At 60.9% G+C, this 24642-nt stretch carries 27 protein-coding genes; 16 read left to right on the top strand and 11 right to left on the bottom strand.

The genetic code is table 11. The features are described 5' to 3' along the window. Positions 1–832: 832 nt before the first annotated feature. From AS189_RS11810 to AS189_RS11785, 7 genes are all read left to right on the top strand, one after another. Complete coding sequence (locus AS189_RS11810; protein ID WP_062289053.1) at positions 833–2197, top strand: DJ-1/PfpI family protein; 1365 nt, start codon at positions 833–835, stop codon at positions 2195–2197. Further along, entirely contained in the window at positions 2194–2703 is a 510-nt protein-coding gene (locus tag AS189_RS11805; RefSeq protein ID WP_062289051.1) for a hypothetical protein, read from the top strand. The genes AS189_RS11810 and AS189_RS11805 overlap by 4 nt, the downstream gene beginning before the upstream one ends. Continuing rightward, positions 2703–3089, top strand: a complete 387-nt coding sequence (locus tag AS189_RS11800) for a hypothetical protein (RefSeq protein WP_202814089.1) — start codon at positions 2703–2705, stop codon at positions 3087–3089. Before AS189_RS11805 ends, AS189_RS11800 begins: the two co-directional genes overlap by 1 nt. Positions 3090–3172: 83 nt before the next feature. Next, complete coding sequence (locus AS189_RS11795; RefSeq protein ID WP_062289048.1) at positions 3173–4423, top strand: sensor histidine kinase; 1251 nt, start codon at positions 3173–3175, stop codon at positions 4421–4423. Next, the gene (locus AS189_RS11790; RefSeq protein WP_062289045.1) at positions 4411–5103 is read left to right on the top strand and encodes a response regulator; all 693 of its coding nucleotides are present in this window, start codon (positions 4411–4413) and stop codon (positions 5101–5103) included. Before AS189_RS11795 ends, AS189_RS11790 begins: the two co-directional genes overlap by 13 nt. Before the next feature lie 107 nt (positions 5104–5210). After that, complete coding sequence (locus tag AS189_RS19425) at positions 5211–5351, top strand: hypothetical protein (RefSeq protein ID WP_202814088.1); 141 nt, start codon at positions 5211–5213, stop codon at positions 5349–5351. A 58-nt stretch (positions 5352–5409) separates the two neighbouring features. After that, complete coding sequence (locus tag AS189_RS11785) at positions 5410–5658, top strand: hypothetical protein (RefSeq protein WP_062289042.1); 249 nt, start codon at positions 5410–5412, stop codon at positions 5656–5658. Between the two features lie 420 nt (positions 5659–6078). On the opposite strand, the gene AS189_RS11780 is transcribed toward AS189_RS11785, so the two are convergent. From AS189_RS11780 to AS189_RS11755, 6 genes are all read right to left on the bottom strand, one after another. Further along, positions 6079–6762 (bottom strand): DUF4386 domain-containing protein, encoded by a 684-nt coding sequence (locus AS189_RS11780; RefSeq protein WP_062289039.1) that lies wholly within the window; start codon positions 6760–6762, stop codon positions 6079–6081. A 246-nt stretch (positions 6763–7008) separates the two neighbouring features. Continuing rightward, positions 7009–7836 carry an alpha/beta fold hydrolase gene (locus tag AS189_RS11775; protein ID WP_237759828.1) on the bottom strand — a complete coding sequence of 276 codons (828 nt, stop codon included), beginning with the start codon at positions 7834–7836 and terminating at the stop codon, positions 7009–7011. Further along, the gene (locus tag AS189_RS11770; RefSeq protein ID WP_062289036.1) at positions 7833–8150 is read right to left on the bottom strand and encodes a hypothetical protein; all 318 of its coding nucleotides are present in this window, start codon (positions 8148–8150) and stop codon (positions 7833–7835) included. Before AS189_RS11770 ends, AS189_RS11775 begins: the two co-directional genes overlap by 4 nt. Beyond that, the gene (locus AS189_RS11765; RefSeq protein WP_129587255.1) at positions 8141–8539 is read right to left on the bottom strand and encodes a hypothetical protein; all 399 of its coding nucleotides are present in this window, start codon (positions 8537–8539) and stop codon (positions 8141–8143) included. The genes AS189_RS11770 and AS189_RS11765 overlap by 10 nt, the downstream gene beginning before the upstream one ends. 35 nt (positions 8540–8574) lie before the next feature. After that, positions 8575–9369 (bottom strand): DUF4386 domain-containing protein, encoded by a 795-nt coding sequence (locus AS189_RS11760; RefSeq protein ID WP_062289031.1) that lies wholly within the window; start codon positions 9367–9369, stop codon positions 8575–8577. Between the two features lie 69 nt (positions 9370–9438). Further along, positions 9439–10158: a DUF4389 domain-containing protein gene (locus AS189_RS11755; RefSeq protein ID WP_062289028.1), complete on the bottom strand. Its 720-nt coding sequence runs from the start codon at positions 10156–10158 to the stop codon at positions 9439–9441. 203 nt (positions 10159–10361) lie between these two features. On the opposite strand from AS189_RS11755, the gene AS189_RS11750 reads away from it, so the two are divergent. Continuing rightward, a complete protein-coding gene (locus AS189_RS11750) occupies positions 10362–10685 on the top strand; it encodes a helix-turn-helix transcriptional regulator (RefSeq protein ID WP_237759827.1) in 324 nt (107 codons plus the stop codon). 85 nt (positions 10686–10770) lie between these two features. Here AS189_RS11750 and AS189_RS11745 read toward each other — a convergent pair whose 3' ends face one another. Genes AS189_RS11745 through AS189_RS11735 form a run of 3 tightly spaced genes read right to left on the bottom strand, consistent with a single transcriptional unit; the run spans position 10771 to position 13580 of the window. Continuing rightward, on the bottom strand, positions 10771–11643 hold the full coding sequence (locus AS189_RS11745; RefSeq protein ID WP_237759826.1) for an SDR family oxidoreductase: 873 nt from the start codon (positions 11641–11643) through the stop codon (positions 10771–10773). 11 nt (positions 11644–11654) lie between these two features. Next, positions 11655–12491, bottom strand: coding sequence for a DUF4386 domain-containing protein (locus AS189_RS11740; RefSeq protein ID WP_062289023.1), 837 nt, complete (start codon positions 12489–12491; stop codon positions 11655–11657). A gap of 57 nt (positions 12492–12548) precedes the next feature. After that, entirely contained in the window at positions 12549–13580 is a 1032-nt protein-coding gene (locus AS189_RS11735) for an NAD(P)-dependent alcohol dehydrogenase (RefSeq protein WP_237759825.1), read from the bottom strand. An 87-nt stretch (positions 13581–13667) separates the two neighbouring features. Between AS189_RS11735 and AS189_RS11730 the strand changes: the two genes are divergently transcribed. The 7 genes from AS189_RS11730 (at position 13668) to AS189_RS11705 (ending at position 20831) form a co-directional block, all read left to right on the top strand. Beyond that, the gene (locus AS189_RS11730; protein ID WP_062289020.1) at positions 13668–14369 is read left to right on the top strand and encodes a TetR/AcrR family transcriptional regulator; all 702 of its coding nucleotides are present in this window, start codon (positions 13668–13670) and stop codon (positions 14367–14369) included. Positions 14370–15518: 1149 nt separating this feature from the next. Further along, positions 15519–15827, top strand: a complete 309-nt coding sequence (locus AS189_RS21245; RefSeq protein WP_082634253.1) for a heavy-metal-associated domain-containing protein — start codon at positions 15519–15521, stop codon at positions 15825–15827. 41 nt (positions 15828–15868) lie between these two features. Beyond that, positions 15869–17983 (top strand): copper-translocating P-type ATPase, encoded by a 2115-nt coding sequence (locus AS189_RS11725; RefSeq protein WP_062289016.1) that lies wholly within the window; start codon positions 15869–15871, stop codon positions 17981–17983. Positions 17984–18068: 85 nt separating this feature from the next. Beyond that, positions 18069–18548, top strand: coding sequence for a DUF6153 family protein (locus AS189_RS11720; protein WP_062289013.1), 480 nt, complete (start codon positions 18069–18071; stop codon positions 18546–18548). Between the two features lie 104 nt (positions 18549–18652). Further along, complete coding sequence (locus AS189_RS11715) at positions 18653–19252, top strand: DUF305 domain-containing protein (protein WP_062289010.1); 600 nt, start codon at positions 18653–18655, stop codon at positions 19250–19252. 93 nt (positions 19253–19345) lie between these two features. Then, the gene (locus AS189_RS11710) at positions 19346–20230 is read left to right on the top strand and encodes a F510_1955 family glycosylhydrolase (RefSeq protein WP_062289007.1); all 885 of its coding nucleotides are present in this window, start codon (positions 19346–19348) and stop codon (positions 20228–20230) included. A gap of 226 nt (positions 20231–20456) precedes the next feature. Next, positions 20457–20831 carry an Abi family protein gene (locus AS189_RS11705; protein WP_062289004.1) on the top strand — a complete coding sequence of 125 codons (375 nt, stop codon included), beginning with the start codon at positions 20457–20459 and terminating at the stop codon, positions 20829–20831. A gap of 119 nt (positions 20832–20950) precedes the next feature. Here the strand turns inward: AS189_RS11705 and istB are convergent, their stop codons facing one another. Continuing rightward, positions 20951–21730, bottom strand: a complete 780-nt coding sequence (gene istB, locus AS189_RS11700) for an IS21-like element helper ATPase IstB (protein WP_272946725.1) — start codon at positions 21728–21730, stop codon at positions 20951–20953. Next, positions 21727–23253, bottom strand: coding sequence for an IS21 family transposase (gene istA / locus AS189_RS11695; RefSeq protein ID WP_062286435.1), 1527 nt, complete (start codon positions 23251–23253; stop codon positions 21727–21729). The genes istB and istA overlap by 4 nt, the downstream gene beginning before the upstream one ends. Before the next feature lie 124 nt (positions 23254–23377). On the opposite strand from istA, the gene AS189_RS11690 reads away from it, so the two are divergent. Further along, the gene (locus AS189_RS11690; protein ID WP_062289001.1) at positions 23378–23995 is read left to right on the top strand and encodes an Abi family protein; all 618 of its coding nucleotides are present in this window, start codon (positions 23378–23380) and stop codon (positions 23993–23995) included. Positions 23996–24642 lie beyond the last annotated feature (647 nt).

Genomic DNA, 24642 nt, shown 5'->3' with positions numbered 1-24642 from the left:
TGGCCGCCGGTTCGAGTCCAGCCCTGGGTACTAAAGGGCCTCTGACATGCGGTTATGCCTCGCATGTCAAGGCCTGCGGGGGACAAAATTGCCACAACTCATCTCTTAATCATCTAATTCACCCGACTTTTCCTGAGTATCTGGTCATCTTTTTTCAGCACGTGATGCTCATCACTTTCAACATTCAGTCACAAAAATTGGCTAGATTCCGCGGTTCTCACTTTCCCGAACGCGGCCGGGTAGAGACTGGCAGCAATAGGACCTTCGATCGTCCCACTCACCATAGTCAATAGCCTCGAACGAAAAGCGCTGACACCCACCCCACACCCACGGATTTGCCACCCGCAACAGCGGAGCCTCAAGCAGTCTTGAAGAAGCGGAGCGCGCTGGCGGAAACCTTCTGCCGCGCCCGACATGCACCTGAAGTCGCGGTAAACGACTGTGCCGTGTGCCGCCCGCGCATCGGACGCATCATCGGACAGGGCAAACGGAACACTCTGTACGGCACCAGTTCAAAACCACTTGTGTAATTTTCAGAAGTCGAGTGCACAGATGTCACGAGTCGTGTTCACTGGTCTGATTTGTCAGAAGTGCTTTGCACAGAATTTCAAGATGCGTCAGCACAATCTGATCTGTCCCTGTGCGGAACCATCTGCGGCGCCCGGAGGATCCGAAATGGAACATTCACGCGTAGTACCGCGGTACCGCATGCACTTGCTGGGAAGTGTCCCCTGGACCGATGTTCGGGCATCGGGCAATCCGTAGCGTGAAAGGCAACGCAGGGTGCACACACGGTGGCAGCCCGCACGTACACAGAATCGAGACCCCGCTCATGCCTTCCCGCTCACGACGCCTGTTCCACGCCGCTCTATCGGTGGCATTATTCCTGACCGCTGTGGCTGCGCTGGCCTTCGCCGGCGTAGCGGTAGCTGATGCCCAAAGCCACGTTGCGCCGCCACAGCAGAACCTGCAAGGATTCCCGGTGAACCAGCCTTCGTCCTCCGGCGCGATCGTTGTCGCCGTTGTTCTGGGCTCGTCGGGCACCGTGGGGAGCGACGTTCTGGCTCCCTATGAGGTGTTTGCCAGCTCCCCGAAGTTCTCCGTCTACACAATTGCAGCGCAGTCAGCTCCTGTGCCAATTGACGGAGGTCCCGCGATAGTGCCCACGTACACGTTCGAGGACGTTCGATCGGGCAGGGCCCGGCAGCCGGACGTCGTCGTTGTCCCGGCCGTTGGCGCCCCGGAGGGGCCGGAGGAAGAGCCGATGCGGGAGTGGATCGTGGAGCAATCAGACCGCGGGGCCAGCATCCTGGGCGTCTGCAACGGATCGAACGTCCTGGCCGGGACCGGCATCCTCGACGGGCACAAGGCGACAGGGCACTGGTCACGTCTGGGTTCGCTGAAGAAGAGCCATCCCCAGGTCCAATGGGCGGAAGGCCTGCGATACGTTCAGGACGGCATGATCACCACCACAGCCGGTGTCACGTCCGGCATCCCGGGCTCGCTGAAAGTCATGGAGGACCTGGCCGGCGCTGACGAAGCCAAACGGGTCGGCCGCCTAATGAACTATCCGGGCTGGTCGCTCACCGCGTCAGCAGCAATACCTGTCCAGTCCTTCGCCGCCTCTGACATCCCCGTCGGGCTCAACGCCCTCGTCCCGTGGTTCCGGCCGACGATCGCCGTCGGGCTCTTCAATGGAGTAGGAGAAGCCGACGTCGCCAGCGCGTTCGAGGTCTACAACATGTCTTTCGCTGCCCGCGCCGTGCCGGTCGCCGCCACGGAGACGGTCACCACCAGACACGGTATGGTTCTCCTCACCGTCCCGGAAGCCCAGGCACCTCGGGTGGACAGGGTCATCGCCCCCGGCGCGGCCCGGGACAAGGACATCAACCCCCAGTTGAGGGACTGGGCCGCGTCCCGCAACGTGCCCGTCGATGCGTTTGCCGGCGCTGGCGGCGTGCTCGGCTTCGATGGAGCCCTTGAGTATCTGGCGCAGCATACCGACCGTGCCACCGCCGTGTCGGCAGCCAAGATGATCGACTATCCCACTGCGCATCTGGAGCTGCCGGCCGGTGGCACCTCTGTCCGGGTTCCGGTCCTGATCATGCTCGGCCTGCTGCTCGCTATACTCACCGGCGCCCTGCCGGCGCTCATTCGCACCGCCGTCCGGCGTCGGGCAGAGGGGCAGATGAAATGACCCGGTACATCCCAGATTTCCGTCAGCGCCCGCCCTCCTCCCTGGTCGGGGCCGCGCAGGCCCGAAAGATCCGGCCGGGATACGTCTACTTCGCCAAGCACCTCGGTGTGATGGTTGCGTTGATGTACGCGGGAATGTTCGTACTGGACCCCGTTTACGAGATGGCTGTGGCCCTTGCCGGAGTCGACGACCCGTGGGGCCAGCTGCCCGTCCTCTCGAACATCATCATGGCGTTGAACATGAGTGTGCCGATGGTCCTGTACATGCGCAACCGGCGCCACACCTGGCGGGCCATCGTAGAAATGTCGGCAGTGATGCTTCTTCCCGCAGCCCTGACCATGGTCCCCTACCTTCTGGGTGTTATGACAGCCGCGACACTGATGTCTCTCAGCCATGCAACAATGATCCCACTGATGGCGATCGCCATGATGCTCCGCTTTCGCGAATATGCAGGACACAGGCAAGGGCACGGATTGGCCGCCACCGCAAAGGAGAGTGGTTTGTAATGCCGTTGGATCAGCTTTCCGCGATACTCGCCTGCGCGCTTTTGGCAGGCTTGGCCGTCTTCCAGGGCGCTCTAATTGCCGGGGCTCCGCTCGGGCGGTTGGCGTGGGGCGGACAACACCGTATCCTCCCGGCCAACCTCAGAATCGGGAGTGCAGTCTCCATAGGCCTGTACGCCCTCTTCGCATATGCCGCGCTGGCCAAGGCCGGCTTGGCCCCGCCGTTGATAGGAGAATCCTTTACGTCCGTCACTATGTGGGTGATGACGGCATACTTCGCGCTAGGCGTCCTGATGAACGGCTTCTCCCGCAGCAAACCCGAACGCTTGGTCATGACCCCCGTTACAGCTGCCCTCGCCGCCCTCTACCTGATCCTTGCACTCCAATGATTTTCCGCGCTGGCACTACCCGTCACCCGCCAAGTGAAGACCGGAGGCCCTTTATGCACGTCACGACAGGTAGAGTCCCGGGCATGACCGGGACGGGAAACAGGGAGCGCCTGAAGGCGTCGGCGGAGCTGGCTTTACCGACGCCGGGTCCCCCGGACGAACCGATCCGGCAACGAAGATGGCGCTCCCGCCCGCGAATCACAGACCTCCTTGTCGCTGCCTTGTACGCAGGGCCGGCCCTGGCGGTGACCGTTGCCGTCTACGGCATCGACGGACTGGGGTTCGTTCTCCAGTTGCTCGCTGTGGTGGTCTCCGGCACGGCGCTGTTGTTCCGCCGGCGGGCTCCGATGTTTTCGTTGGCCGTCACGGCCGGGATCATGCTCATCACGTTCCCGGCGCCGGGGAGCTTCGCCGCGGTGGCGACAGCCATGGCACTGTACGCCGTCGCCGTCTACAGGTCGGCGCGGCACGCCGTCGTTGCCCTGCTGGGGACCGGCGGCGTCCTCTTTCTCGCCGCGGTCCTCCTGCCCGGGTCGTTGGTCGACCTTGGCCAAGCCGGCCAGGCAATTGCCGTTCTCGTGATCGCAGCATTGATCGGGTTCAACGTCCACTCGCGCCGCAGCTACGTGGCCGCCCTTATGGACCGTGCCGATCGGCTGGTGCGCGAACGGCAGCACTTGGCCAGCATTGCCGCTGCCGCTGAGCGCAACGCGATCGCCCGGGAGATGCACGACATCGTATCGCACGGGTTGGCGGTAATGATTTCCCTGGCACATGGTTCTGCAGAGATCGCCCCGATTGATCCTGCCCGCGCCGTAGACGCCATGCGCCAGGTCGCCGAGACGGGCCGCACGGCGGTGGCGGACATGCGCCGGATGCTCGGAGTCCTGACCGAAGGCAACACCGGGGAATCGGCCGGCGTCGTGGCGCCTGCGCCCGGGGTGGGGGACGTCCCGGCACTGCTGGAGCTTTTCCGTTCTACCGGCTTACCGGTGGTCCTGCAGTCGGTCGGTGTCCCTCCTGCCGACCCAGGAATCCAGTTGGCTATTTACCGGGTGATCCAGGAAGGGCTCACCAATGCGCTTAAGTACTCGAAAGCCGCAACAGCGGTCGCGGTCCGTGTGGAGTTCAGCACGCAGGCGATCATGGTTTCGGTGACCGACGACGGGCAACCAGAGGGCGTTCCTGCCGACGGTACCGGGCGTGGCATTGTGGGCATGCGTGAGCGCGTCGCACTGTATGGCGGCACGGTGCAGGCAGGTCCTCTGCCCGGCCGGGGATGGTCTGTGACCGCACACTTCCCGCCGCCGGAGGGAATCTCATGGAAACGGTAACTGTCCTGCCCCCGATCCGGGTGCTGCTCGTTGATGACCAGACCCTTGTCCGAACGGGATTCCGGATGGTGCTTGATGCCCACCCCGGGGTCGACGTCGTTGGCGAAGCCGCTGACGGCAGGTCTGGCATCGACATGTGTCGTACCCTGGCGCCGGACGTGGTGCTGATGGACGTTCGCATGCCCGGCATGGACGGCATCGCCGCGACCGAGTTGATCGCCGAGGAGTGCCCGCAGTCACGCGTCATTGTTCTCACCACCTTCGATCTCGACGAGTACGCCTTCGCGGCGCTCCGGGCCGGCGCCAGCGGCTTTCTACTCAAGGATGTGGGACCAGCTGAGCTGCTCGCGTCCATAAGGGCCGTCGCCGGAGGAGACGCCGCCATCTCCTCAAGGGTCAGCCGCAGGATGCTGGACCTCTTCAGCCAAAGGCTTCCCTCCGGTCCGCCCTCCGGGGGCGACGAAGCCGTCACGGCTCTCACCCCGAGGGAACGGGAAATCCTCACGGCCATCGCCGGCGGACTCACCAACACGGAGATCGCGGAACAAATGTTCGTGGCCGAATCAACCGTGAAAACCCACGTGGGCCGCATCCTGATGAAACTCGGCCTGCGCGACCGCGTGCACGCCGTCATCTTCGCCTACGAACACGGCCTGACCGGCCACCTCCCGCCCGGCTGACCATCGGATGACGGCGCGCCCCGGTAACCCTCACGGAGCCAACTGCCGCTGTTGATGACACCGGGTGGGCCGTCAAAGACAGCACAGGCCAGACTACGGTCCCCGGTGTGTGGATAGCCGGCAAAGTAGCCAATCCCCGCGCTCAGGTAATCACCGCAGCCGGAGAAGGATCCGCCGCGGCAATCAACGCCGACCTCGTCGAGCGCAACGTACTGGACTACGTCAAAGCCTTCAACCTGGGCTTCTAAACCCACTTTCTACTTCAACAAACCAACGCCAAGCAAAAAATGATTCTTAGGAGCACTCATGTCCAATCCCTCCACGACCACCCGCCCTGCGCCCCCGACAAAACACCAGCTGGCACTGATGATCTGGCTCGCCGTATTCCCGACTCTGACAGTGATCAATCTGGTGTTCGGCGAACTGCTGGCCACTCTCCACCCTGTAATGCGCACCTTCGTACTGGCAACGGTCGCCGTTCCCATCGTCATCTACGGGATCATGCCGCACCTTCACCGGGTGCGCGCCCGACTAGCCAACCGCGCCACCAGCTGACGGTGAGCCGTGCGGAGGTGCACGATTGTAGCCTGCGGGCATCTCTGGAGCGCCGCAGAAAACGGAAAAATCGTACGCTAAGGGCGAGTTGAATCAGGTAGCCACTGGATTGCAGCTTGCCAATGGAAGCCGTCCAGAGCCAGTCCGTAGCGGGAACCCTTGGCGGGACGGTGCTGGCAGGTGAAAATGGCCTCTCACCGCAAGGGGATGGCGGTGAGATCGGGGCGAGGTTGGTTTTCACTGCGAGGGGGATGGCGCGTGGATATTCGAGGTAGCACTGTTCACCGCATCGGCATGCAGTGCATTCGGTAAGTCTTGGGTGGAGACGCTGAGCCAATAAGACGTACAAAGTCGTCTGTAAAGGGACGGAAGCACCGGCGGTGGTCGGCGTGTTTGTCACCGAATCACTGGCCATGCGACTCAGGACGGGACGGAAACTTGGGTGTTCTGCTTAGGTACTTTCACTCCCCTGATCAGCAGGTACAAGACCATCCAGACCTCGGCAAGTGTGGTCGGAATGGCCACGAACGGGGTGAGCATTGTGCCGACCTCGGGCCACAGGAACGCGAAGGGCAGGTGGGCTAGGTTGGTGAAGCACGCGATCATCAGCAACACACCCAGCGCCTTGGGGAACATGCCCGAGGTGAACGCGAGGTAGCCCATCGGCAGCAACCAGAGGCCGAAGAAGACCTGTGCGATAAGGAACCCGGAGTGCTGGAGGTCCATCAGGAGCAGGACCAGAGCGTTTGCCCCGTCTGGGCCGAACGCGGTCGCATAAGAGGAGTCGGTGGCTAGCCTCAGTGCCGCAAGATGTGGTGCCAGGTTCAGGCACTGGATGGCAGCGCTGACTGCGGCGAAAATCACGATTGCTCGGGCCACGTTCTTGTTGACGCGTTGGAACAGCAGGCACAAGGCCATAGCGACCAGCAGCATGCAGGCGGATTGTGTCAGATCTGCCAGGAACCCGAGGCGGAACAGGCCCTCGTTGGCGGCAATGTTTTGGGCCGTGGCGGCTGCATCACCGGCTACGTACACTTTGGGATGCACTAATCCGACGGCGAAGCCGGAGAGGATAGCAACGGCGAGATAAAGAACCCCCCGCAATTCTTGCTAGACGTTGGGGCGTTTTCATGATGGCTTCCTTTTAGGATGGGACGGAAAGAGGCTTCGAGACCGTATCCACGCGCATCAAGTGGTGCATGGGAGAATTGGACCATGGCTCCCGATATCTTGTTGACACCGATATATTGGCTAGCTGAATGATGCTAGTGGTGCTTTTGGTCATCGGAACCTTTCCACAATTCCTGAATGGAGCCCAACGTCTGACTCGCCGTAGTCAGTAGTCAGTAGTCAGGCAATTGTTCGGAGGAACCGAATGATGGCGGCCGACGTGCGTTCCGGTTGCTGTGACTGCGGGTAATGGCCGGCATCCTCGATCATCACGGTAGCCCCGCCCAGGGTACGACTGATCCAGTCGGCCTCACCCTTCGGGTCTGGGAAGTCGGGGTCCCTCTCGCCCATGACAACGAGCGTGGGTGAAGTAACGGCAAGCAGGCTCGTACCTGCCTGCCTGTGATCCGTGCGGGTGGTCAGGCTGAATGCTCGTGCGTAGCCGGGGCGCTTGATGGACGTTATTACGGCGGCCAGGTAGTCAGCGAAGTCCGTCGGTCGGTTGCCAGCGTAGAGTTTCGGCAGGTAGGCCTTCCAGGCGGCTGCAGCCCATGGGCGCGCCATTAGCAGGCGCAGAACAAGTCGGGAGAACGCCGTGCTGGAGGCAGGCTGCCGCACGAATGGTCCAATGAGGACGAGACCGACGACGAGGTTCGGGGTCTCAGCTGCTACGATCACGGCGGCGCCCGCGCCCATTGAGTTCCCGACGATGACGGCCGGGGCTCCTAGCTTTTGCAGTAGCAAGGTTATGTCTGCCGCTGTCTCGACATCCCCGTAGGCAGGGAACGAGGGATCGCTGTCACCGTGCCCGCGTAAATCGACAGTAGCGACCGTGTAGCCGGCGCTCACGATTGCGGGTGTGAGAAACCGGTAGGCAGCCCGGAGGTCACCCATTCCGGGAACGAGCAGCACGAGGGGTCCCATGCCCTGGATGTCGTACGCGATCATTCCGCCTGGAACGGACAGATGCTGCGTCATGGGACCGTTGCTGGTACTGCCGGTGTTCACGGGAAGGGCTCCTGTACTACTCGTCCACCTGCGACCAGCAGCTTCCCCGGCCAACGGTGTGCGAAGGAGACCGTATCGCGACTGAACGCCGTCGGCAATGGCCGACGTCGGACTCCGACGAGCAACAGCACGATGACGACCCAAGGTAGGAGGCCTGCCACGCCTGCGCCTAGGGCTACCCACACGACGGCGAAGGCCAAAACCTTGGCAATCTCAACGAGACGCTGACCCTTGCCGCTTAAGGGATCGCTGATGCCTACCGTTGCTTGGATCGGGTCGGAACTCGGGGCTTGGTTGCCGGACATCAGTGCCACCGGTCACCCTCCGCCATCGCGTAGCGTTGCCATACGTAACGCCATGGAACGACGGCCAGGATGATGACGACCAGCGAGCAGTTGAAGATCACAGCGCCGGTAGCGTTGTCGACGTCGCCGGCGAGGACCGCAGGCAGGGCGACTACTGCGAGCCAGATGAGCTTCCAGACGCACTCGAACAGCAGGACGGGCAGCAACCGAACAGGGTAGCGCAGCCCGAGGAAGGCCAACAGGGACATAGCAGTGAGTAGGCAGGTGACCACGCCTTCGAACAGCGGCAGGGAGCTGGCATGCAGGAGCAGGGGCCACTTGACGATGACCAGGCCCACGCCCATAAAGAGGTAGCCGACGCGCATCAGGTTCATTCGAAAGTGCGATAGCTCCGGCATGGCAGATCCCACGCGGCTCGTGGCGGTGCGGGTGTTCATGGCTTCGCCGTTGCTTGGGTATTGGGATGATCGTGACGGGTTGGTGGGTAGTCAACGGTCAGCGGTGTGGGCTTGAAGCCCTTGACGATCAGCCAGATGCCGAGGGAGAGTTCGAACACGGCGACGGGCAGTGCGGCGAAAAGAGCAATTGACGACACCGCGGCATAGATGCCAAAGTAAATCGCGATGTCGGAGACCAGCAGCAGCGGGGCTCCGATGAATGCGATGATCGGGAAAAAGCGGGGCACCAAGGCCGAGCGGTACAGCACGTAACCCAGGAATAGGTCACATGCTACGGGCATCAGGCTCTGCGAGAGCAGGAACGTCCAAGTGTAGTTTGCCATCAGGCTGTGGGCCATTGTGGCAAGTGTCGCCGGGTCCGCGTTTGCCGTTCCCGCGACGTCGTTGCGCAGCGTGATGATCGAGAGCAGGCTGACGACGCTCACAAAGATGAGACAGGTTTCGATAAGTCGGGCGGCCACGAACCCCAGCGCGGCGGTTTGGCTGACCCGCTTTGCCACGGGGTATAGCACCACGGCGGTGCCGATGCCGGCTAGGCCGACGATGACCTCGGACAGGGCACCCCACTGCACCCCGGTGGTGCTGCCGGCGCCCAGAACGAAGGCGCCTGCATCATCCTTCACCGCCTTGTAAAGTGCCAAGGTGGGGATGGAAACGAACGTGATGACGTACAGCACGCCGACGGTCAGCGAGATCTTTCTTATCGGTGACATTCGGCGTCTCGAGCTTGACGGGCTGAGGGGCGAGGTGGTGTGGGTGTTGGTGGCCATGGTGTGCTCCTTCGAAGCTGGATTGGCCGGTTGAGAACTGTCGGGCGCGGCTGTGGGTGCGGGATCATGTCAGCTTGCTGGCAGTGGATCCGGTCCAAGGCCGATGGGTGCGTCCGCGGATTTTGACACGTCATTGCCGCCCATGTCGAGGCGGAGCGGCGGGTACTGGTCGGTCATCAGTGCTGCGTAGGCGCTGACGCGGAACACCCACCTGTTCAGTCCCATGATGATGTCGAATAGACCGCGGGGGTAGAGGCCAGCAAACAGCAAGACGATGCCGGCAATGCAGACCAGCAGACCGATCAGACCACTGCCGTAGGCCCAGGCGTTGTTATCACGCACCTGGCTGTACCCGGCGAAAGCAGCACCAGTGAAGACGCCGATGATCAGGTAGTGCGGCAGCGCGAGCAGCCACCACTTCACCAACACAAGCCCGCGTGAGAGCGACTGTGGATGCTCCACGGTCAGCCGTGCCGGGTAGTTCGGATCATCGGCCAGACTGAACGGCGGATAGCGGTCGGTACCCAGCGCACTGTAGGAGTAGTAGCCGACCCGCCAGCTCCAGCGCAGCACGCCGACATTGAAGTCAAAGATTCCCCGCGGGTACCGGCCCGTGACCAGGATCGTGAAGAACGCGACCACCGACAGCACAAGGAACGCGATCCACAGGAAGAACAGCACGATGACGTGCGGGATGACCAACAGCCACTTGAGGAGCCACAGCCAACGGCTCAGATGGTGGGAATACTCGCCGTCGAGAACGAGGGGGTAGGGGAACTGTCGCTCCATGAGAAGTCCTTCCATGCGCCGGGGTGCCAGCCACTTTCACGTGGGTGACGCCAGCGTCCCAAATGAGGTTTGCGTCTCCAATCCGTTCAGATCCGCGACGCATGTCGGCGGGGAAGCTTTTTAGCCGACATGAGCAAGGGTATGCCTGCTATAAAAGACATGTCAATGGATACATGTCCCTAATAGCAGATAGGATGGATAACATGACTAAATGGGGATTCATGACCAATCACCTGCATGCGCTCTACTGCGTCGCGCTCCACCCGGGCATCCGGATCCGTGAGATCGCAGACAGCGTGGGAGTCCAGGAGCGGGCGGCACACCGGATCGTGTCGGACTTGGTAGAGGGAGGTTACCTGACCCGCAGCCGGGTAGGCAGCCGCAACTTCTACGAGGTGAATCCGACCCTGCCACTCCGTCGGGAAGGTCTCGATGAAATCTCGGTCGGTGCGATTCTCGACGTCTTGTTCAAAGCTGAACAGAAGCGGTCCACCACGCCAAGGGCAGATGTTGAGGCGCCCAGTTAAGTTGACCCCAGCGCCAGCTGACGAAAACTGCCCACTCGACGCTGCCACCGTGAGGGCACTACTCGTAACATGTCTTGTTTGCGCTTCAGGGGACTGATTCCAGTCCGACCAAATCGGCGCTCACTTGCCAGAGGCGTTTTGCGACGGTATTGTCGTAGCTTTGTTGCGAGGATTTCTTGGGCTTGCTGTTGGCAAAGTAACAACCCGTCACCTGTTCCAATTCCTGCGCTGACGCAACATGGATAGACGTGGCCGCGCCTCTAGCAGGAGTCTTCATGAACGGCCGCATGACAGGCAGGAAAAGGCGTTGGACGGCGCCTGGGTCCTCAGCCCCAAACGCTGTACTGACCACTCCCGGGTGCAAAGCGTTGGCGGTGACCCGGCTACCTTGGAGTTTTTGTGCCAATTCGTGGGTAAAGAGGACGGTAGCGAGTTTGGATTGACTGTAGGCGCGCGCACCGGAATAGTCCCGTTCGCCTTGGAGGTCGTCGAAATCGACGCGCCCAGTGGCTTGCACGTGGGAGGACACAGTGACTATGCGCGACGGGGTACATTCCTTGAGCCGCCCCAGCAGCAGGTTGGTGAGCAGGAACGGCGCAAGGTAATTCAGGGCAAACGTCCGCTCCAGCCCGTCGGCGGTCACTTGCCGGGTATTCCAATAGCCGCCGACATTGTTGACGAGCACCTCAAGCCGGGGCAGCTGATGGAGGACTTCCCCAACCAGCCGCCGCACCTCCGTCTGGGAGGCCATGTCGGCGGCGAATCCGTCCACCTTTCCGTTTCCGGCGGCACGAATCTCCCGCACTGCCTTCTCAAGGCGTCCCGGGTCCCGCCCGGTAATGGCTACGTTTGCGCCCAGCTTGGCTAGGCCGACGGCGGTTGCCTTGCCGATGCCTCCGGTACCCCCGGTGACCAGGACGCTTCGCCCGGCCATGTCAGTCGTGCTTGTTCGCCTCATGTCCGTACTCGCTAACTTGTTGGCAGAAATGGTGAGGGCAATCCGTAGCTAATTGCCGCCGTCGTCGTTACCTGCACCATCCGGCGACTGCCCTGATCAGCGGACATTGGGGCATAGGCCATGGGAGAGAACCCCTTGAAGATGAGCCATAAACCCAACGTCACCTCAAGCCAACCTCCGGGGATTGAGAGGGCGAGGCTGATGGGAAGACCGGAAATCTCGGCGATTTCGCCAACCAACAGCAACGCGTAGCCCGCCAAACCCCATACCGAAAGGAATCGCGGAATGAGTCCGCTGCGTAGCAGCAGAGAGAACAGAAACATGCACCCCAAAGCCAGGGTCATTTCGGCGATCTGGTACGCCGTGGCGTTGGCCTGCACGGCGAGTGACCCGAGCCCGCCAGCCCACGCCTCTTGTCCGGCAATGGCGCCTTGGTGGGCGATGGGGCTGAGCATTAGCAGGCTCAGCACGCCCACGGTTAGGACGACCACCTCTACAATCATTGCGGCTAGGTAGGCGATCGCCGTTCTCCTGCCGTAACGCTCCAGGATCGGGAAAAATAGTACTGCCTTTCCGACATCCACGACGGTGTTCAACAACATCAGAAAAGCACCTATCACCAGGGGTGCCTGATGGGCGGCAATACTCGAGAGAAGGTCGGGAGCGCTGATCACCGACGAGACCAGCGCGAATCCCACCCCATAGGTGAGAAACCCGGCTAGGAAGAACGCGCCAATAAGGCGCGAGCTCACGGTGCGTGAGGCTATCCACGAGCCACCGGCAGCGACAGGTGAGACCAAATGCTCGCCGGACCCACCACCGGCTATTAGTGCTGCTCTTTTGCTCATTTCGATGCCTTCAGTGCCACAGTTCGGGAGATTCCGGGATGCCCGCCATCGGTGTATTCAAAGTGTGATGGCAACTTTTCCGCGTGCTTTGCCGCTTTCGAGGTAGCGCATGGCCTCCGCCGCCTCCTCCAGCGGGAAGGCCCTGTCCAGGCACGGCGTCACCTTGCCGGCATTGATGAGGCCGGTAATTTCTTCAAGGTCTGCTGCGCGTTGTTTGGCGGCGAACATGGTCAGCCGTTGGGATACCAGCGGCGATATGGCTAGGGCCCGCAGCTGGCGGCCCATTCCGGTGAAGTTGCCGCCCTGTTCGCCTCCTCCGACGACCGCCGTGCCGGTCGACGTGAGCGCGCGGCGAAGCCGGGATAGCGACGGATTTCCGGCGAAGTCTATGATCAGGTCATAATGCTGACTGCCGTCGGCGAAGTCCACCCGGGTGTAGTCGATCACCTTGTCGGCCCCGAGGGAGCCGACAAAGTCGATCTTTGCGGTACTGCAGGTGCCGGTGGCTTCGGCGCCAAAGGCCTTTGCTATTTGCACCGCATAGCTGCCCACACCGCCAGAAGCCCCGGTGACCAAGACCTTGTGTCCAGCTTGAACGCGCCCGACGTCGCGCAGCGCCTGCAACGCAGTGACCGCAGACACCGGGATGACGGCGGCCAGCTCAAAGGACAAGCCTGCCGGCTTCAAGGCCAGTTTGGCTTCCTTGGCTGCCGCGAACTCGGCAAACGATCCTTGGCCGAAGCCAAAGACGGCGTCGCCGACTGCGAACCGGGTCACTGCCGCACCGACCGCCACGACTGTCCCGGCGAGATCCAGACCCAACGTCGGGTTCTTTGGCTGACGGAGCCCGGTAACGAGCCGCATGGCGTACGGCCGGCCGCTCATCAAATGCCAAGTCCCGCGGTCCAGACCCGCGGCCTGGACCCGCACGAGCACTTCATCGTCCTTCACATCCGGGCGGTCAACGTGCGCCACATGGAGGACACCAGCATCGCCATAGCGCTCCCGCACGATGGCACGCATCGAAGCTTCGTCCCTTACCTGATGGTCAGAACCCTGACTGCTTTCCTCGTTCCCAGCATGGCTCATCACGATGGTTTCCTTTCAATCCATTTCGCACCTTACTTAGTAAGTCACTCTATCTTACGGCGTACGAAAATACGATAGTCTTGGTCCATGATCGTGGAAGAAATTGTTGAGCCGATCCGGGACCGTCCGCCGCTTAGTCGGGAACGGGTACTGGAAGGCGCTGTTCAGATCGCCGACCAGTCGGGCATCGCAACATTAACCATGCGCTCGCTCGCGCAGGCCCTGGGCGTCAAGCCAATGTCGCTTTACTACTACGTGGCCAATAAGGGCGAGATCCTTGACGCCATCATTGACATGGTTTTCAGTGAAATCGAGCTACCCTCCACCCGGGGTGGCTGGCAGTCCGAGATGCGCCGCCGCGCCGACTCCGTCCGCCAGGCACTGCGACGCCACCCGTGGGCCATCGGACTGCTGGAGTCCCGGACGTCCCCTGGCCCGGCAACGCTCCGCCACCATGACGCAACCCTTGGCGTGCTGCGACACGCAGGGTTTTCGGTGGCCCTGACGGCGCATGCTTACTCCCTGCTGGATAGCTACATCTACGGATTCGCCCTCCAGGAGGCCGCACTCCCCTTCAGCGGACCAGACACGGCTGCGGAAGTCGCTACGCCAATCGTGGAGCTGTTCCTCGCCGGCGAATACCCCCACATGGCTGAGATTGCCACCGAGCACATACTCAAACCCGGTTACGACTTCGGTGATGAGTTCGAGATTGGGCTCAACGTCATCTTGCAGGCCCTGACCCAGTGGCTTCCACTTGGCGAGAGCAATGACAGTGTCACTGATTGATACCACGGTGAAGATTCTGCGGCTGCGACACCCGCTGATGGCGGGGCGACTGCCTGAGACGGTTAATAGACCGACCAATCTATCAAGCGTAAAATGGTAGCCATTGGCTCGGGCCTGCACCCGATTGCGTGGCGCTGATGGACCTGATTTGGCAGATATGCGAAGGTGAAGCTGAACGACGTCAACAGATGCTGGATCGTCGCTCATCTTTTACCCATCTAATTCAACCGAAAACTACGGCGATTACTGACATATCGTGGGAGTCAAAAAGGGAGAAGATTCCCGAAAAGACACGAATTTTGATAGCCATCTGCACCCCGTGACATCCAGATGGCTAGATTCTCTTGGCCGCCGGTTCGAGTCCGGCCCGGTGCACAAAAGTGCCTCTGACCTGCGGTTATACCTCGCAGGTCAGAGGCACTCAAGGCCAACACCCCTTTTACTCCCCCAATTCGTCAAAATTTTCCGCCAATTTTACTCCCCCTTTTCAGCAGGACGGACTCCCCCTTTTCCCGTCCACAGACGCAAAGATTGCGAGATTCCGCGGATTTGGAACAACATAACACCTACGGGTTGGCGCGGATTAGTGTTGGGCCTCCGATCGCCGCATTTGGCAGGCTACTGCATTGCTGCTTGGGAAGAGGAAGCTGTCGCAAGCAGGGACTTTACTGGTCACGGACGGAATCGAAATAGGATCCTTCGATGCCTGCTCCGTCGCTTGCCATCTCTCGGAAGCGATTCCTCCAGCGAGTGGAACGGACGCAACTTTGAAGGCGTCGTGATCAGCGGAAGTCGCGACCACGCAACCAAACTTGACGGCGCAGTCCTAGACGTTGGCGCGTCCAACAAGATGCAACGCTTTGTGCGGGTGTCCATGCCTGCCATCTAGGGACCAGCTTCCACCTGCCTCAGCGACTCCTAAACTGGTGGATTTTTCGGTTCTCCTCGACTGCACCTTCCCCCCAATGAGCAAATTCCCTGTCTGTGACGCCTAAATCACAATTTCCACGCCTTGACGCAGATACCCCTAGGGGGTATATTTGGAGTGTTGTCAGTGAAGTAGTTTGTCGCCGCCGTTGATCTTTCCGGTCGCCACTGCCGTTCAACCCACAACGCACAATTCATCCTCTTTCTAAGGACTCATCCGATATGTGCGGAACCAACAACCGTGAAGACCTCAACCTGACGCCTACCCAGGACAGTTCCTGCGCGTGCTGCTCTACTCCGACAATTTCCGCCCAGCCATCCGAGGCATCAGGGACGGTATATGAGCTGGAAGGGCTGACCTGTGGGCATTGCGTCCAGACCGTGGAGGAGTCCGTCCGCGCCGTAGCCGGCGTAGATTCAGTGACCGTTACTCTGGTAGCAGGGTCCACCTCAACCCTGACAGTCGCCGGTCCGGCAACACAGGAAACAATACGCGCTGCCGTTGTGTCTGCAGGCTACACGGTCCTCTGAAGTTGGTTGACAACCACCATTCCAAGCCATCAGGGAGAGCCATGGAAACGCCCGAGAACAAGCTCAATCACGAACACCACACGATGACGCAGACACAGGCGCCCAGTATGGATCACTCGGCCATGGGACACGGGGGCATGGACCATGATGACCATGCCGTTCATACTGCAGGCCAGCATGCCGGGCACAGCACCGCCATGTTCAAGAACAGGTTCTGGCTGACCCTGATCCTCTCGATCCCGGTCGTATTCTTCAGCCCGATGGTTGGGCACCTGCTCGGATACACCCCGCCGCAGTTTACGGGTTCAACCTGGATTGCGCCGCTGCTGGGAACCGTCATTTTCTTCTATGGCGGCCAGCCGTTCCTCAAGGGCGGATGGCAGGAAATCAAGGCCAGACAGCCCGGCATGATGCTGCTGATCTCCATGGCCATCACCGTGGCCTTTATCGCCTCTTGGGTGACCAGTTTGGGCATCGGCGGCTTCGATTTGGATTTCTGGTGGGAACTGGCCCTGCTGGTCGCCATCATGCTGCTGGGACACTGGATTGAAATGCGGGCCCTCGGATCAGCACGCGGCGCCCTCGACGCGCTGGCCGCATTGCTGCCCGATGAAGCGGAACGGGTCATCGACGGCGGCACCGAGACCATCAGCATCACCGAACTCAGGACGAACGACGTCGTGCTGGTCCGCTCCGGTGCCCGGATGCCGGCCGACGGCACCATCACTGACGGCTCCGCCGAGATCGACGAATCCATGATCACCGGTGAATCCAAAACTGTCCCCCGCACGATTGGGGACCCGGTCGTGGCCGGGACCGTCGCCACCGACAACTCCTTGCGAGTCAAAGTCACAGCAGTTGGGGACGACACCGCCCTGGCGGGGATTCAGCGGCTCGTCGCGGAAGCACAGTCATCCACCTCCCGAGCCCAGGCCCTGGCCGATAAGGCGGCTGCGTTCCTGTTTTACTTTGCCGCAGGCGCCGGCGTCATTACCTTCATTGTCTGGTCACTGTTGGGCAGCATTCCCGACGCCGTCACCCGCACCGTGACCGTGCTGGTCATTGCCTGCCCGCACGCTTTGGGCTTGGCCATCCCCTTGGTCATCGCCATCTCCACCGAACGCGCGGCCCGGGCCGGTGTGTTGATCAAGAACCGCATGGCACTTGAGAGGATGCGCACCATCGACGTCGTCCTCTTCGACAAGACCGGAACACTCACCAAGGGCGAACCCGCCGTCACCGGCGTAGTAGCGGCCGACGGCGTCACAACGGATGAGCTGTTGGCCCTTGCCGCCGCTGTTGAATCGGATAGCGAACACCCGGTCGCCAGGGCGATCATCGCCGCTGCCAAACAATCCGGCTATCCGGCCGTGGCCGCGTCGGGTTTCCAGTCCCTGACCGGACGCGGCGTCCAGGCCGTCGTCAACGGAGTCAAGGCTGCAGTGGGCGGACCGGCCCTGCTCGCAGAACTCGGAGCATCAGAGCCCGCAGGCTTCATGGATACGACCGCGTCCTGGAAGGAACGTGGTGCATCCATTTTGCACGTGATCAGGGACGGATCCGTCATTGGTGCCGTCGCGCTGGAGGATGAAGTCCGTGAGGAGTCCCGCCAAGCCATTGCGGCCCTGCAAAACCGTGGCATCAAGGTCGCCATGATCACCGGGGACGCCCGCCAAGTCGCCACAGCCGTAGCTGCAGAGCTGCACATCGACGAGGTGTTCGCCGAGGTCCTGCCCCAGGACAAGGACCAGAAAGTCGCCGAGCTACAAGCCCGGGGGCTGAAGGTGGCCATGGTCGGCGACGGCGTCAACGACGCCCCTGCCCTGGCCCGGGCCGAGGTTGGCATCGCGATCGGTGCCGGCACCGATGTCGCCATGGAATCGGCCGGTGTGGTGCTCGCCGGCAACGACCCCCGGGCAGTGCTGTCCATGGTGGATCTCTCCCACGCCAGCTACCGCAAGATGTGGCAAAACCTGATCTGGGCCACCGGCTACAACATCATCTCTGTCCCCCTGGCCGCCGGGGTCCTGGCCTTCGCCGGAATCGTGCTCTCCCCCGCCGCCGGGGCGGTGTTGATGTCATTGTCCACGATTGTGGTGGCACTCAATGCCCAGCTGCTCCGCCGGCTCAAGCTCAACCCCGCCGACGTCCGATAATCGGCTCGCAGCAATCACCCAGATTGCCCCCGTACACTACACAACGATTTACGCAACCGATCTGATGGACAGAAAGGACCCCACAATGCGATTCCCCAATAACGCCCCCACTGCGGGAGCCTTTCTGCGCTGGGGCGGGTTGCTCGCCGTCGTGCTTGCCATTATTGGCGGCATCATGGGAATGCATGTGGTCAATGGTGCACCAGCAGTCGCCTCGGCACACTCCGGCATGAGTGCCGCGATGATGGAACAGGCCATGACCAAGCACTCAAGCAGCCCTGTCCACCTCGCTGCAGAAGCTGGCCACTCGACCAGTGCCTCCGCACTGGGACAAGTCAACGCCGCACCCGAATGCGAGTGCTCCTCCGATGGCTGCGCCGCCTCCATGGCAATGCACGGAGACTGCACGCCCACGGTGAGCCCCCCGGTGCTCAACCTTCCACTGCCGGGAACACTGAGCACCCATGCGCCCGGAACAGGATTCGCCGTCGCTCCGGGGCACAAATCGTCGGATCGCATTCCCGATCCTCCATCACTTGAGAAACTCTCGATCAGCAGAACGTAATCCGATGAATCCGCCCGTGGAACTTTCACGGGCACTCATTGACGCGCCCTCGAACGGGTGCGACTGCCAAAATTCGAAGAGTTTGAGTGAAGGACTGTTTTGTTATGAAGAAATCACTGATCGTTTCCGCCACCATTGTTGCCGCCATGATCGCCCTGGCCGGTTGTTCCACAGGGACTGACGGCGGGTCCATGCCCGGCATGGACCACGGCTCCACGGCCACATCAACGCAATCGTCAGTCACCGGCACTGATCACAATGCCGCTGACACGATGTTCGCCCAAATGATGATCCCCCACCACGTCCAAGCCGTGGAAATGAGCGACATCATGCTCACCAAGACCGACCTCGACGCCAAGATCACGGCACTGGCCGAAGAAATCAAGGCCGCCCAAGACCCGGAAATCGAGAAGATGACCACCTGGCTGACCGGGTGGTCCGAACCAACGGCCATGGCAGGTGGCCACTCGATGAACGGCATGATGACCTCGGCCGACTTGGACAAACTCAACGCCGCCGAGGGCCAGGAGGCGAGCAAGCTGTTCCTCACCCAGATGATCGCCCATCATGAAGGAGCCGTGGAGATGGCCCAAACCGAGGTCGCTGACGGCCATGACGCCGATGCTGTGGCCCTGGCCAAGAGCATCGTTTCCTCCCAGGAGACCGAGATCAAGGCCATGCAGGACCTGCTCGCCACCCTGTAGGTCCGGCTCAGTACTTATTTTGGTGGTGGATCTGAAAATCTTCGGATCCACCACCGGCCATCCCTTCTTCCCCCGTCTTCTTTGGAGTCCCCCTTGCAACCCCGCACTTCCCTTTTTCGTGCCCGCCGATCCGCCGCAGTCTCATTGTTGGCGCTCCCTCTGCTCCTGACAGGATGCGCCAGCACCGGGTCCCCAGCTGCGGAGCCAAGCCCGCAGACCTCGGCACTGAGCCATGTTCACGGCATCAGCATCGACCCGGAATCCTCGAGGATCCTGCTGGCCACCCACGATGGCTTGTATGACGCCACCAGTGATCCTGCCGTCAAGATCAGTGACACCACCATTGACCTGATGGGATTCACGGACACAGCCGAATCAAACGTTTTCTACGCTTCCGGCCACCCCGGCCCCGGGTCCCCGCTGCCGAACCCTGTCGGACTCATACGATCTGACGATGCCGGAAAGACCTGGGAGTCGGTCTCCAGGGCTGGCGAGTCCGACTTCCACGCACTCACCGTCAGCGGCCACACAATTGTGGCCTTCGACGGTCAACTGCGCACCAGCACCGACGGGAAGACCTGGACCACCTCAACGGCAACGTTTGTCCCAGCTGTCCTGGCCGGCAGCCCGGCCTCAACGGTCGTGCTGGCCACGACCGAGAAAGGGGTCCAGCGCTCCACCGATAGCGGAACAACCTGGCAAACGGTTCCGAAAAGCCCGATCATCCAATATGCAGCCATGGTCAGATCCGCCGGCACGGCCCCCACTGACGCCGTCGGCATCGCCCCGGACGGCAGCGTTTTCATCTCCCCCGACACCGGACTGACATGGACCATCGCGGGGCAGATCAATGGACAGATTGAAGCCCTCACCGCCATTGAAAGCGACACGGGCGAGCTAACGATCTGGGCAGCCACGACCACAGGCATCCAAGTCTCCACCGACGGCGGCGCAACCTTCCGCCCCTCCGCCACCTAGATTGACCAATTCCTCACCTTCGCAGCACCCGCGAGGGCGCTGCCGGCGACGAGTGACCCAAAAGTATCTTTCACAAATGCATTAGCCAGATCGGGCAACAAACGGGCGGATCACGTTTCCTACTGTTCGAGGCGCCAACTGTGATAAATTAGTGTCAACATGACCGGTTCCGCCCCTAGGGGTCCAGGGCCGGTCTTTACTTTTCACCGCCGATGAGGGTAATTGGATGGATCCGAAACCGCACGTAACCTATTTTGAACAACTGGACATCCTCAGGCGGCGAGGCATTCACATCGCCGACGATGCGTCAGGAATGGCACTTCTGCAGCGAGCCGGCTACTACACGCTCAGCGGCTATTCGTATTCATTTCGGGTGAAGGCACCCGACGGCTCCCGAACCGGTCACTTTCGCCCGGGAACGTCGCTAGTCCAGGTTCAGGCGCTGTGGGAGTTCGACAACCGGATCCGCTCATCCACCTTTGCGGTACTACAGCACGTGGAAACTTATCTTCGCGCCTTGATGGGGTATTCACTAGGCGCTGTTGACCCGTTGATTCATCGCAAGCAGGAACTCCTCTCGATCGACTGTCAAGGGCCATGAGTTTCTGCCCACCAGCGGTCAGGTTTTCTGCCCGCTGGTGGCCAGCAAAAGTGCCCGGATATGGCCATGAGATCTGCCCACAACTTTAGATTTGTGGTTGGCCATTCCGATCCAGTGTTTTAGCTCAGTTTCGTTACTCCCTTCCCCGCCAGGGCTTGGGTGAGCCTGACGGAGTCACCACTGGTCTGGCAGACATGGGCATGGTGCAGGAGCCGGTCAACTGTCGCTGTCGCCAGGGTTTTAGGCATGAGCTCGTCGAAGCCGGCCGGGTGCAGATTGGAAGAGATCGCGATGGAGCGTTTCTCGTAGGCGGCATCCACGACCCGGTAAAGTCCCTCGGAAGCATCAGTACCCACGGGCAACAAACCAATATCGTCAACCACCACCAAATCAGCGCGCAGCACCCGGGTGATAGCTCTAGTGACACTGTCATCGGTGCGGTGGGCGCGGATGAGCTGACCGAGGTCCTCGAGCCGGAACCACACCACACGTAAACCTTCTTCGACGGCTTGCTGGCCCAGGGCCTCGAGGAAGAACGTTTTCCCGGTACCGGAGGGCCCGCAAACGACAAGGTTTTCCCCACGCCTAATCCATTCCAGAGTCCGCAGGGCTTGCTGAGTCGGGGCCGGGATCGAGGAAGCGGCCGGGTCCCACACATCGAAAGTTTTCCCGGTCGGGAACCCGGCCGCCTTGCGCCGGGTGGCGAGCATCGAGGCGGCCCTGCCACGGATTTCCTCGGCAAAGAGGGCTTTGATGACCTCTACTGGTTCCCAGCGCTGGGCACGGGCGGTAGCGATGAGTTCCGGCGCCAAGGTGCGGGCGTGGGGCATCTTCAAGGAACGCATCATCGCCTCGAGGTCCTGTGGCAGTGCCGGGGCGGTGGTGTTGATCGGGTTCACTGCTTTACCTCACTGACGGTGGCGGTTGTTGTGGTGATCGCGGCCCAAGCGCCGGTGCCCTGAGTCAGGGAGGTGCCCTCGTTCGCGGTGTGGGTGGTGATGTTGGCCCGTCCTGCTTGCAGGATTGAGGAAAGATCTCCATGGGCGAACCGTCCATGAATCGCCGCAGTCCCTAGGGCCCGGTCAACATCAATGACACCGGCGATCTTCGCCAGAGAAACAGCCTCAGCCATTTTCACGTTGATCCGTTGAGTGCCAACCGCGGCTGCTTCCTTGAGCCAGGTAACGGCACCACCACCGATGGCCAGGAACTCCGCCTCGGCCCCGGTACGGGCCCTGGGTGTGTAATCGCCCGGGATCCTTTCCACATACCCGGGAAAGTGATCGTCATTGATTGCAGGGCTCCCTGGTCTGGCACTGCCGTGGCGGGCGACTTCCACCGGGCCATTCACGCCGTGGTGCACGATGACGACCTTTTCATCCGGGCCAGCCCCGTGGGAACGAACGAACACCCGCTGCCCCAACAGGTGGGACGGCACGGAATACATGGCGTTGTTGAACGTGACCATGGGCGTGTTCGGTGGCACGGTGCGTGCTAATCCAAAAGAGACCGTGTGGGCGTCATCGGGAACCCGATGCAGGCGCAACACCTCCTCAGCAAGCATCAACGCCGGTTTACGCTTGGTGCTGCGGTGCTCACGAGCATTGATGTGGGCCATGAACTCCTCACACGCGGCCTCCACCTCAGCGAAGGAACCATACGCCTCGCGCAGGTTCGTGTCCTTGGGCACGATGTCAGCCTTAGCGACCTTTACCGCGTTCTCCACCCCGCCCTTGGAAGCAGGATCCGCCGGCTGACACGTCAACACGGTCACCCCGTAGTAGCGGGCGAAATCCACGGTTTGCAGGTTTCTCACCGGTACCCCGGCCACGTGGGAGACAGTTACCGTCTTCTCGTTGTCAGTGAGGATATAAACCGGAGCCCCGCCAATAATGCGGAAACAGCGATCGAGAGCAGCGAACACAGATGGTGCTGTCCGGTCCCGTAGCGCGATGACGATCCGGAATCGTGACCAGGCCAGCCACGCCACGAACAACACCGTCTTCACACCATCGATGGAGGGGCCGTCGCCGAAATCGTACTGTAGCCAGCCGCCAGGTTCTGTGATCCAGGGGCGGTGCACGCGTACCCGGCCGAGCTTCCACGCGTCTTTGACTTGGGCTATCGCGCGGCGGGTGGAACGCTCCGACCCTTCGAAACCCATGCCTACCAGTTTCTGGTGGGCGACATCAGCCCGGATCCGGCCACGCGTCTTTTCTACGAGTTCCTCGATCTTGGGCAGGTACTCATCAGTGATCTTTTCCCTGGATACTGGTTCCGCCAAAGGCTTGCCGGCAGTGCGGGCGGCGACGTGCTTGGCTACGGTGTGGTGCGAACAACCCGCGAGGACTGCCGCGGCGCGAAACGACTTCGTAAGATCGTACGCTTCAAGAATTTCCATGATTTCTCCGTCAGACTTCATACAGAGCCTCTTCCTGGTGTGGTTTGGTGCGACTAGACACCGACATCAAACCCCAGGAAGGGGCTCCCGCCGTTAAGAACACGACGAGGCTAGTAAAAAGAGTGGGCAGATCTCATGGCCACCAATGGGCATTTCTGCTGGCCAGCAGTGGGCACTTTCGTGGCCGCCTATGGGCAGTTTTTCATGGCCGCTAACAATCGACCGCTCCCAGGATTATCCAAAATGGCTCGCCAAGCTTGACCGCCAAGTGGCAGACTCACGTGAAGAGTTCATCATTCACCATCGGAATAACCGCAACAGTGTCATCCCCGTCTGGGTTGCCGTTGACGTTCTCGACTGGGGCGGCCTCTCCTACCTTTTCAGCTTCGCCCCATTGAACGTGCGCGATGAAGTGGCCCAGCATTTCGGGCTCAATGCTGCACAACTGAAATCGTGGTTGCGCGCCTTGAACGTCGCACGCAACGTCTGCGCACACCACGGGCGCTTCTACAACCGCTATTACTCACTGACTCCCAAGCTTCCCGCTCGAGGACGCAGCGACTCACTGGATTTCATCGCACCGCTAAAAGACACAACCTTCGCGATGCTCACCCTGATTCAGCACCTGGCCTCTTTCACGCTTGGTGCGAACCCCCGCATACTACCTACGGCGTTGCGGTCGTTTCCCACGGAAAGTGGGATGACTCTTGGATCAACAGGGGCCCGAGAAGGCTGGGAATCACTTTCGCTATGGCACCCGTGAATTGATTGCGAGAAAACCCTGTCCCACAACGCCTGAATAGATAATTACTGACGTCGCTATTTGTCAAAGAAGAACCACCGATGACCCACCAGCGCACTCTCCCTTGATTCTCCTGTCCTGAGCCAAAATCCGCAGTCAATACACAACAACTACGACCCACACCCTCGGAGTAAAATGGCGAGTACGGACGGTGGCTCTGCTGCCACAGGATGTGGCGATCGATGAGCCTATTATCATCTGACTTCGCACTCCACATGAGCCTCCTAGAGACTCCCAAATCCGCACCACTCCCCTTTTACTCCCCCTTTTCAACCAAGAACTATGGCAGAGCACGACATGCCACGACCTTCGAAAACTATGAAGTACCCCGGAAACACGCGGATTTTGGCAGTCGACGGCAACTGGCAAAATCCAGATGGTTAGATTCTCTTGGTCGCTGGTTCGCTTCCAGTCCGGGGCACGACATGGCCCTGGCCTGCGGTTATGCCCCAAAAGTCAAGACCTTCGGGGGCTAAAATTGCCCCAACTCATCTTTTACTCATCTAATTTAAGAGACTTTTCCTGAGTTTCTGGTCATCATTTTCAGCACATGTCGCTCATCATTTTCAACATGCAGTCGCAAAAAAAAGCTAGATTCCACGATTCTC

This window comes from Arthrobacter alpinus, from assembly GCF_001445575.1.
GTDB classification, from domain to species: Bacteria; Actinomycetota; Actinomycetes; order Actinomycetales; family Micrococcaceae; genus Specibacter; species Specibacter alpinus_C.
Note: the sequence above shows the minus strand (reverse complement) of the source record. Positions and strands in the feature narration are given on the sequence as shown.

What these genes read in the sequence shown, in the direction of transcription:
- AS189_RS11810 (WP_062289053.1), top strand. Translation starts at nt 833, where the DNA reads ATGCCTTCCCGCTCACGACGCCTGTTCCACGCCGCTCTATCGGTGGCA.
- AS189_RS11805 (WP_062289051.1), top strand. Translation starts at nt 2,194, where the DNA reads ATGACCCGGTACATCCCAGATTTCCGTCAGCGCCCGCCCTCCTCCCTG.
- AS189_RS11800 (WP_202814089.1), top strand. Translation starts at nt 2,703, where the DNA reads ATGCCGTTGGATCAGCTTTCCGCGATACTCGCCTGCGCGCTTTTGGCA.
- AS189_RS11795 (WP_062289048.1), top strand. Translation starts at nt 3,173, where the DNA reads ATGACCGGGACGGGAAACAGGGAGCGCCTGAAGGCGTCGGCGGAGCTG.
- AS189_RS11790 (WP_062289045.1), top strand. Translation starts at nt 4,411, where the DNA reads ATGGAAACGGTAACTGTCCTGCCCCCGATCCGGGTGCTGCTCGTTGAT.
- AS189_RS11785 (WP_062289042.1), top strand. Translation starts at nt 5,410, where the DNA reads ATGTCCAATCCCTCCACGACCACCCGCCCTGCGCCCCCGACAAAACAC.
- AS189_RS11765 (WP_129587255.1), bottom strand. Translation starts at nt 8,539, where the DNA reads ATGCCGGAGCTATCGCACTTTCGAATGAACCTGATGCGCGTCGGCTAC.
- AS189_RS11760 (WP_062289031.1), bottom strand. Translation starts at nt 9,369, where the DNA reads ATGGCCACCAACACCCACACCACCTCGCCCCTCAGCCCGTCAAGCTCG.
- AS189_RS11755 (WP_062289028.1), bottom strand. Translation starts at nt 10,158, where the DNA reads ATGGAGCGACAGTTCCCCTACCCCCTCGTTCTCGACGGCGAGTATTCC.
- AS189_RS11750 (WP_237759827.1), top strand. Translation starts at nt 10,362, where the DNA reads ATGACTAAATGGGGATTCATGACCAATCACCTGCATGCGCTCTACTGC.
- AS189_RS11745 (WP_237759826.1), bottom strand. Translation starts at nt 11,643, where the DNA reads ATGAGGCGAACAAGCACGACTGACATGGCCGGGCGAAGCGTCCTGGTC.
- AS189_RS11740 (WP_062289023.1), bottom strand. Translation starts at nt 12,491, where the DNA reads ATGAGCAAAAGAGCAGCACTAATAGCCGGTGGTGGGTCCGGCGAGCAT.
- AS189_RS11735 (WP_237759825.1), bottom strand. Translation starts at nt 13,580, where the DNA reads ATGAGCCATGCTGGGAACGAGGAAAGCAGTCAGGGTTCTGACCATCAG.
- AS189_RS11730 (WP_062289020.1), top strand. Translation starts at nt 13,668, where the DNA reads ATGATCGTGGAAGAAATTGTTGAGCCGATCCGGGACCGTCCGCCGCTT.
- AS189_RS21245 (WP_082634253.1), top strand. Translation starts at nt 15,519, where the DNA reads ATGTGCGGAACCAACAACCGTGAAGACCTCAACCTGACGCCTACCCAG.
- AS189_RS11725 (WP_062289016.1), top strand. Translation starts at nt 15,869, where the DNA reads ATGGAAACGCCCGAGAACAAGCTCAATCACGAACACCACACGATGACG.
- AS189_RS11720 (WP_062289013.1), top strand. Translation starts at nt 18,069, where the DNA reads ATGCGATTCCCCAATAACGCCCCCACTGCGGGAGCCTTTCTGCGCTGG.
- AS189_RS11715 (WP_062289010.1), top strand. Translation starts at nt 18,653, where the DNA reads ATGAAGAAATCACTGATCGTTTCCGCCACCATTGTTGCCGCCATGATC.
- AS189_RS11705 (WP_062289004.1), top strand. Translation starts at nt 20,457, where the DNA reads ATGGATCCGAAACCGCACGTAACCTATTTTGAACAACTGGACATCCTC.
- istA (WP_062286435.1), bottom strand. Translation starts at nt 23,253, where the DNA reads ATGAAGTCTGACGGAGAAATCATGGAAATTCTTGAAGCGTACGATCTT.
- AS189_RS11690 (WP_062289001.1), top strand. Translation starts at nt 23,378, where the DNA reads ATGGGCATTTCTGCTGGCCAGCAGTGGGCACTTTCGTGGCCGCCTATG.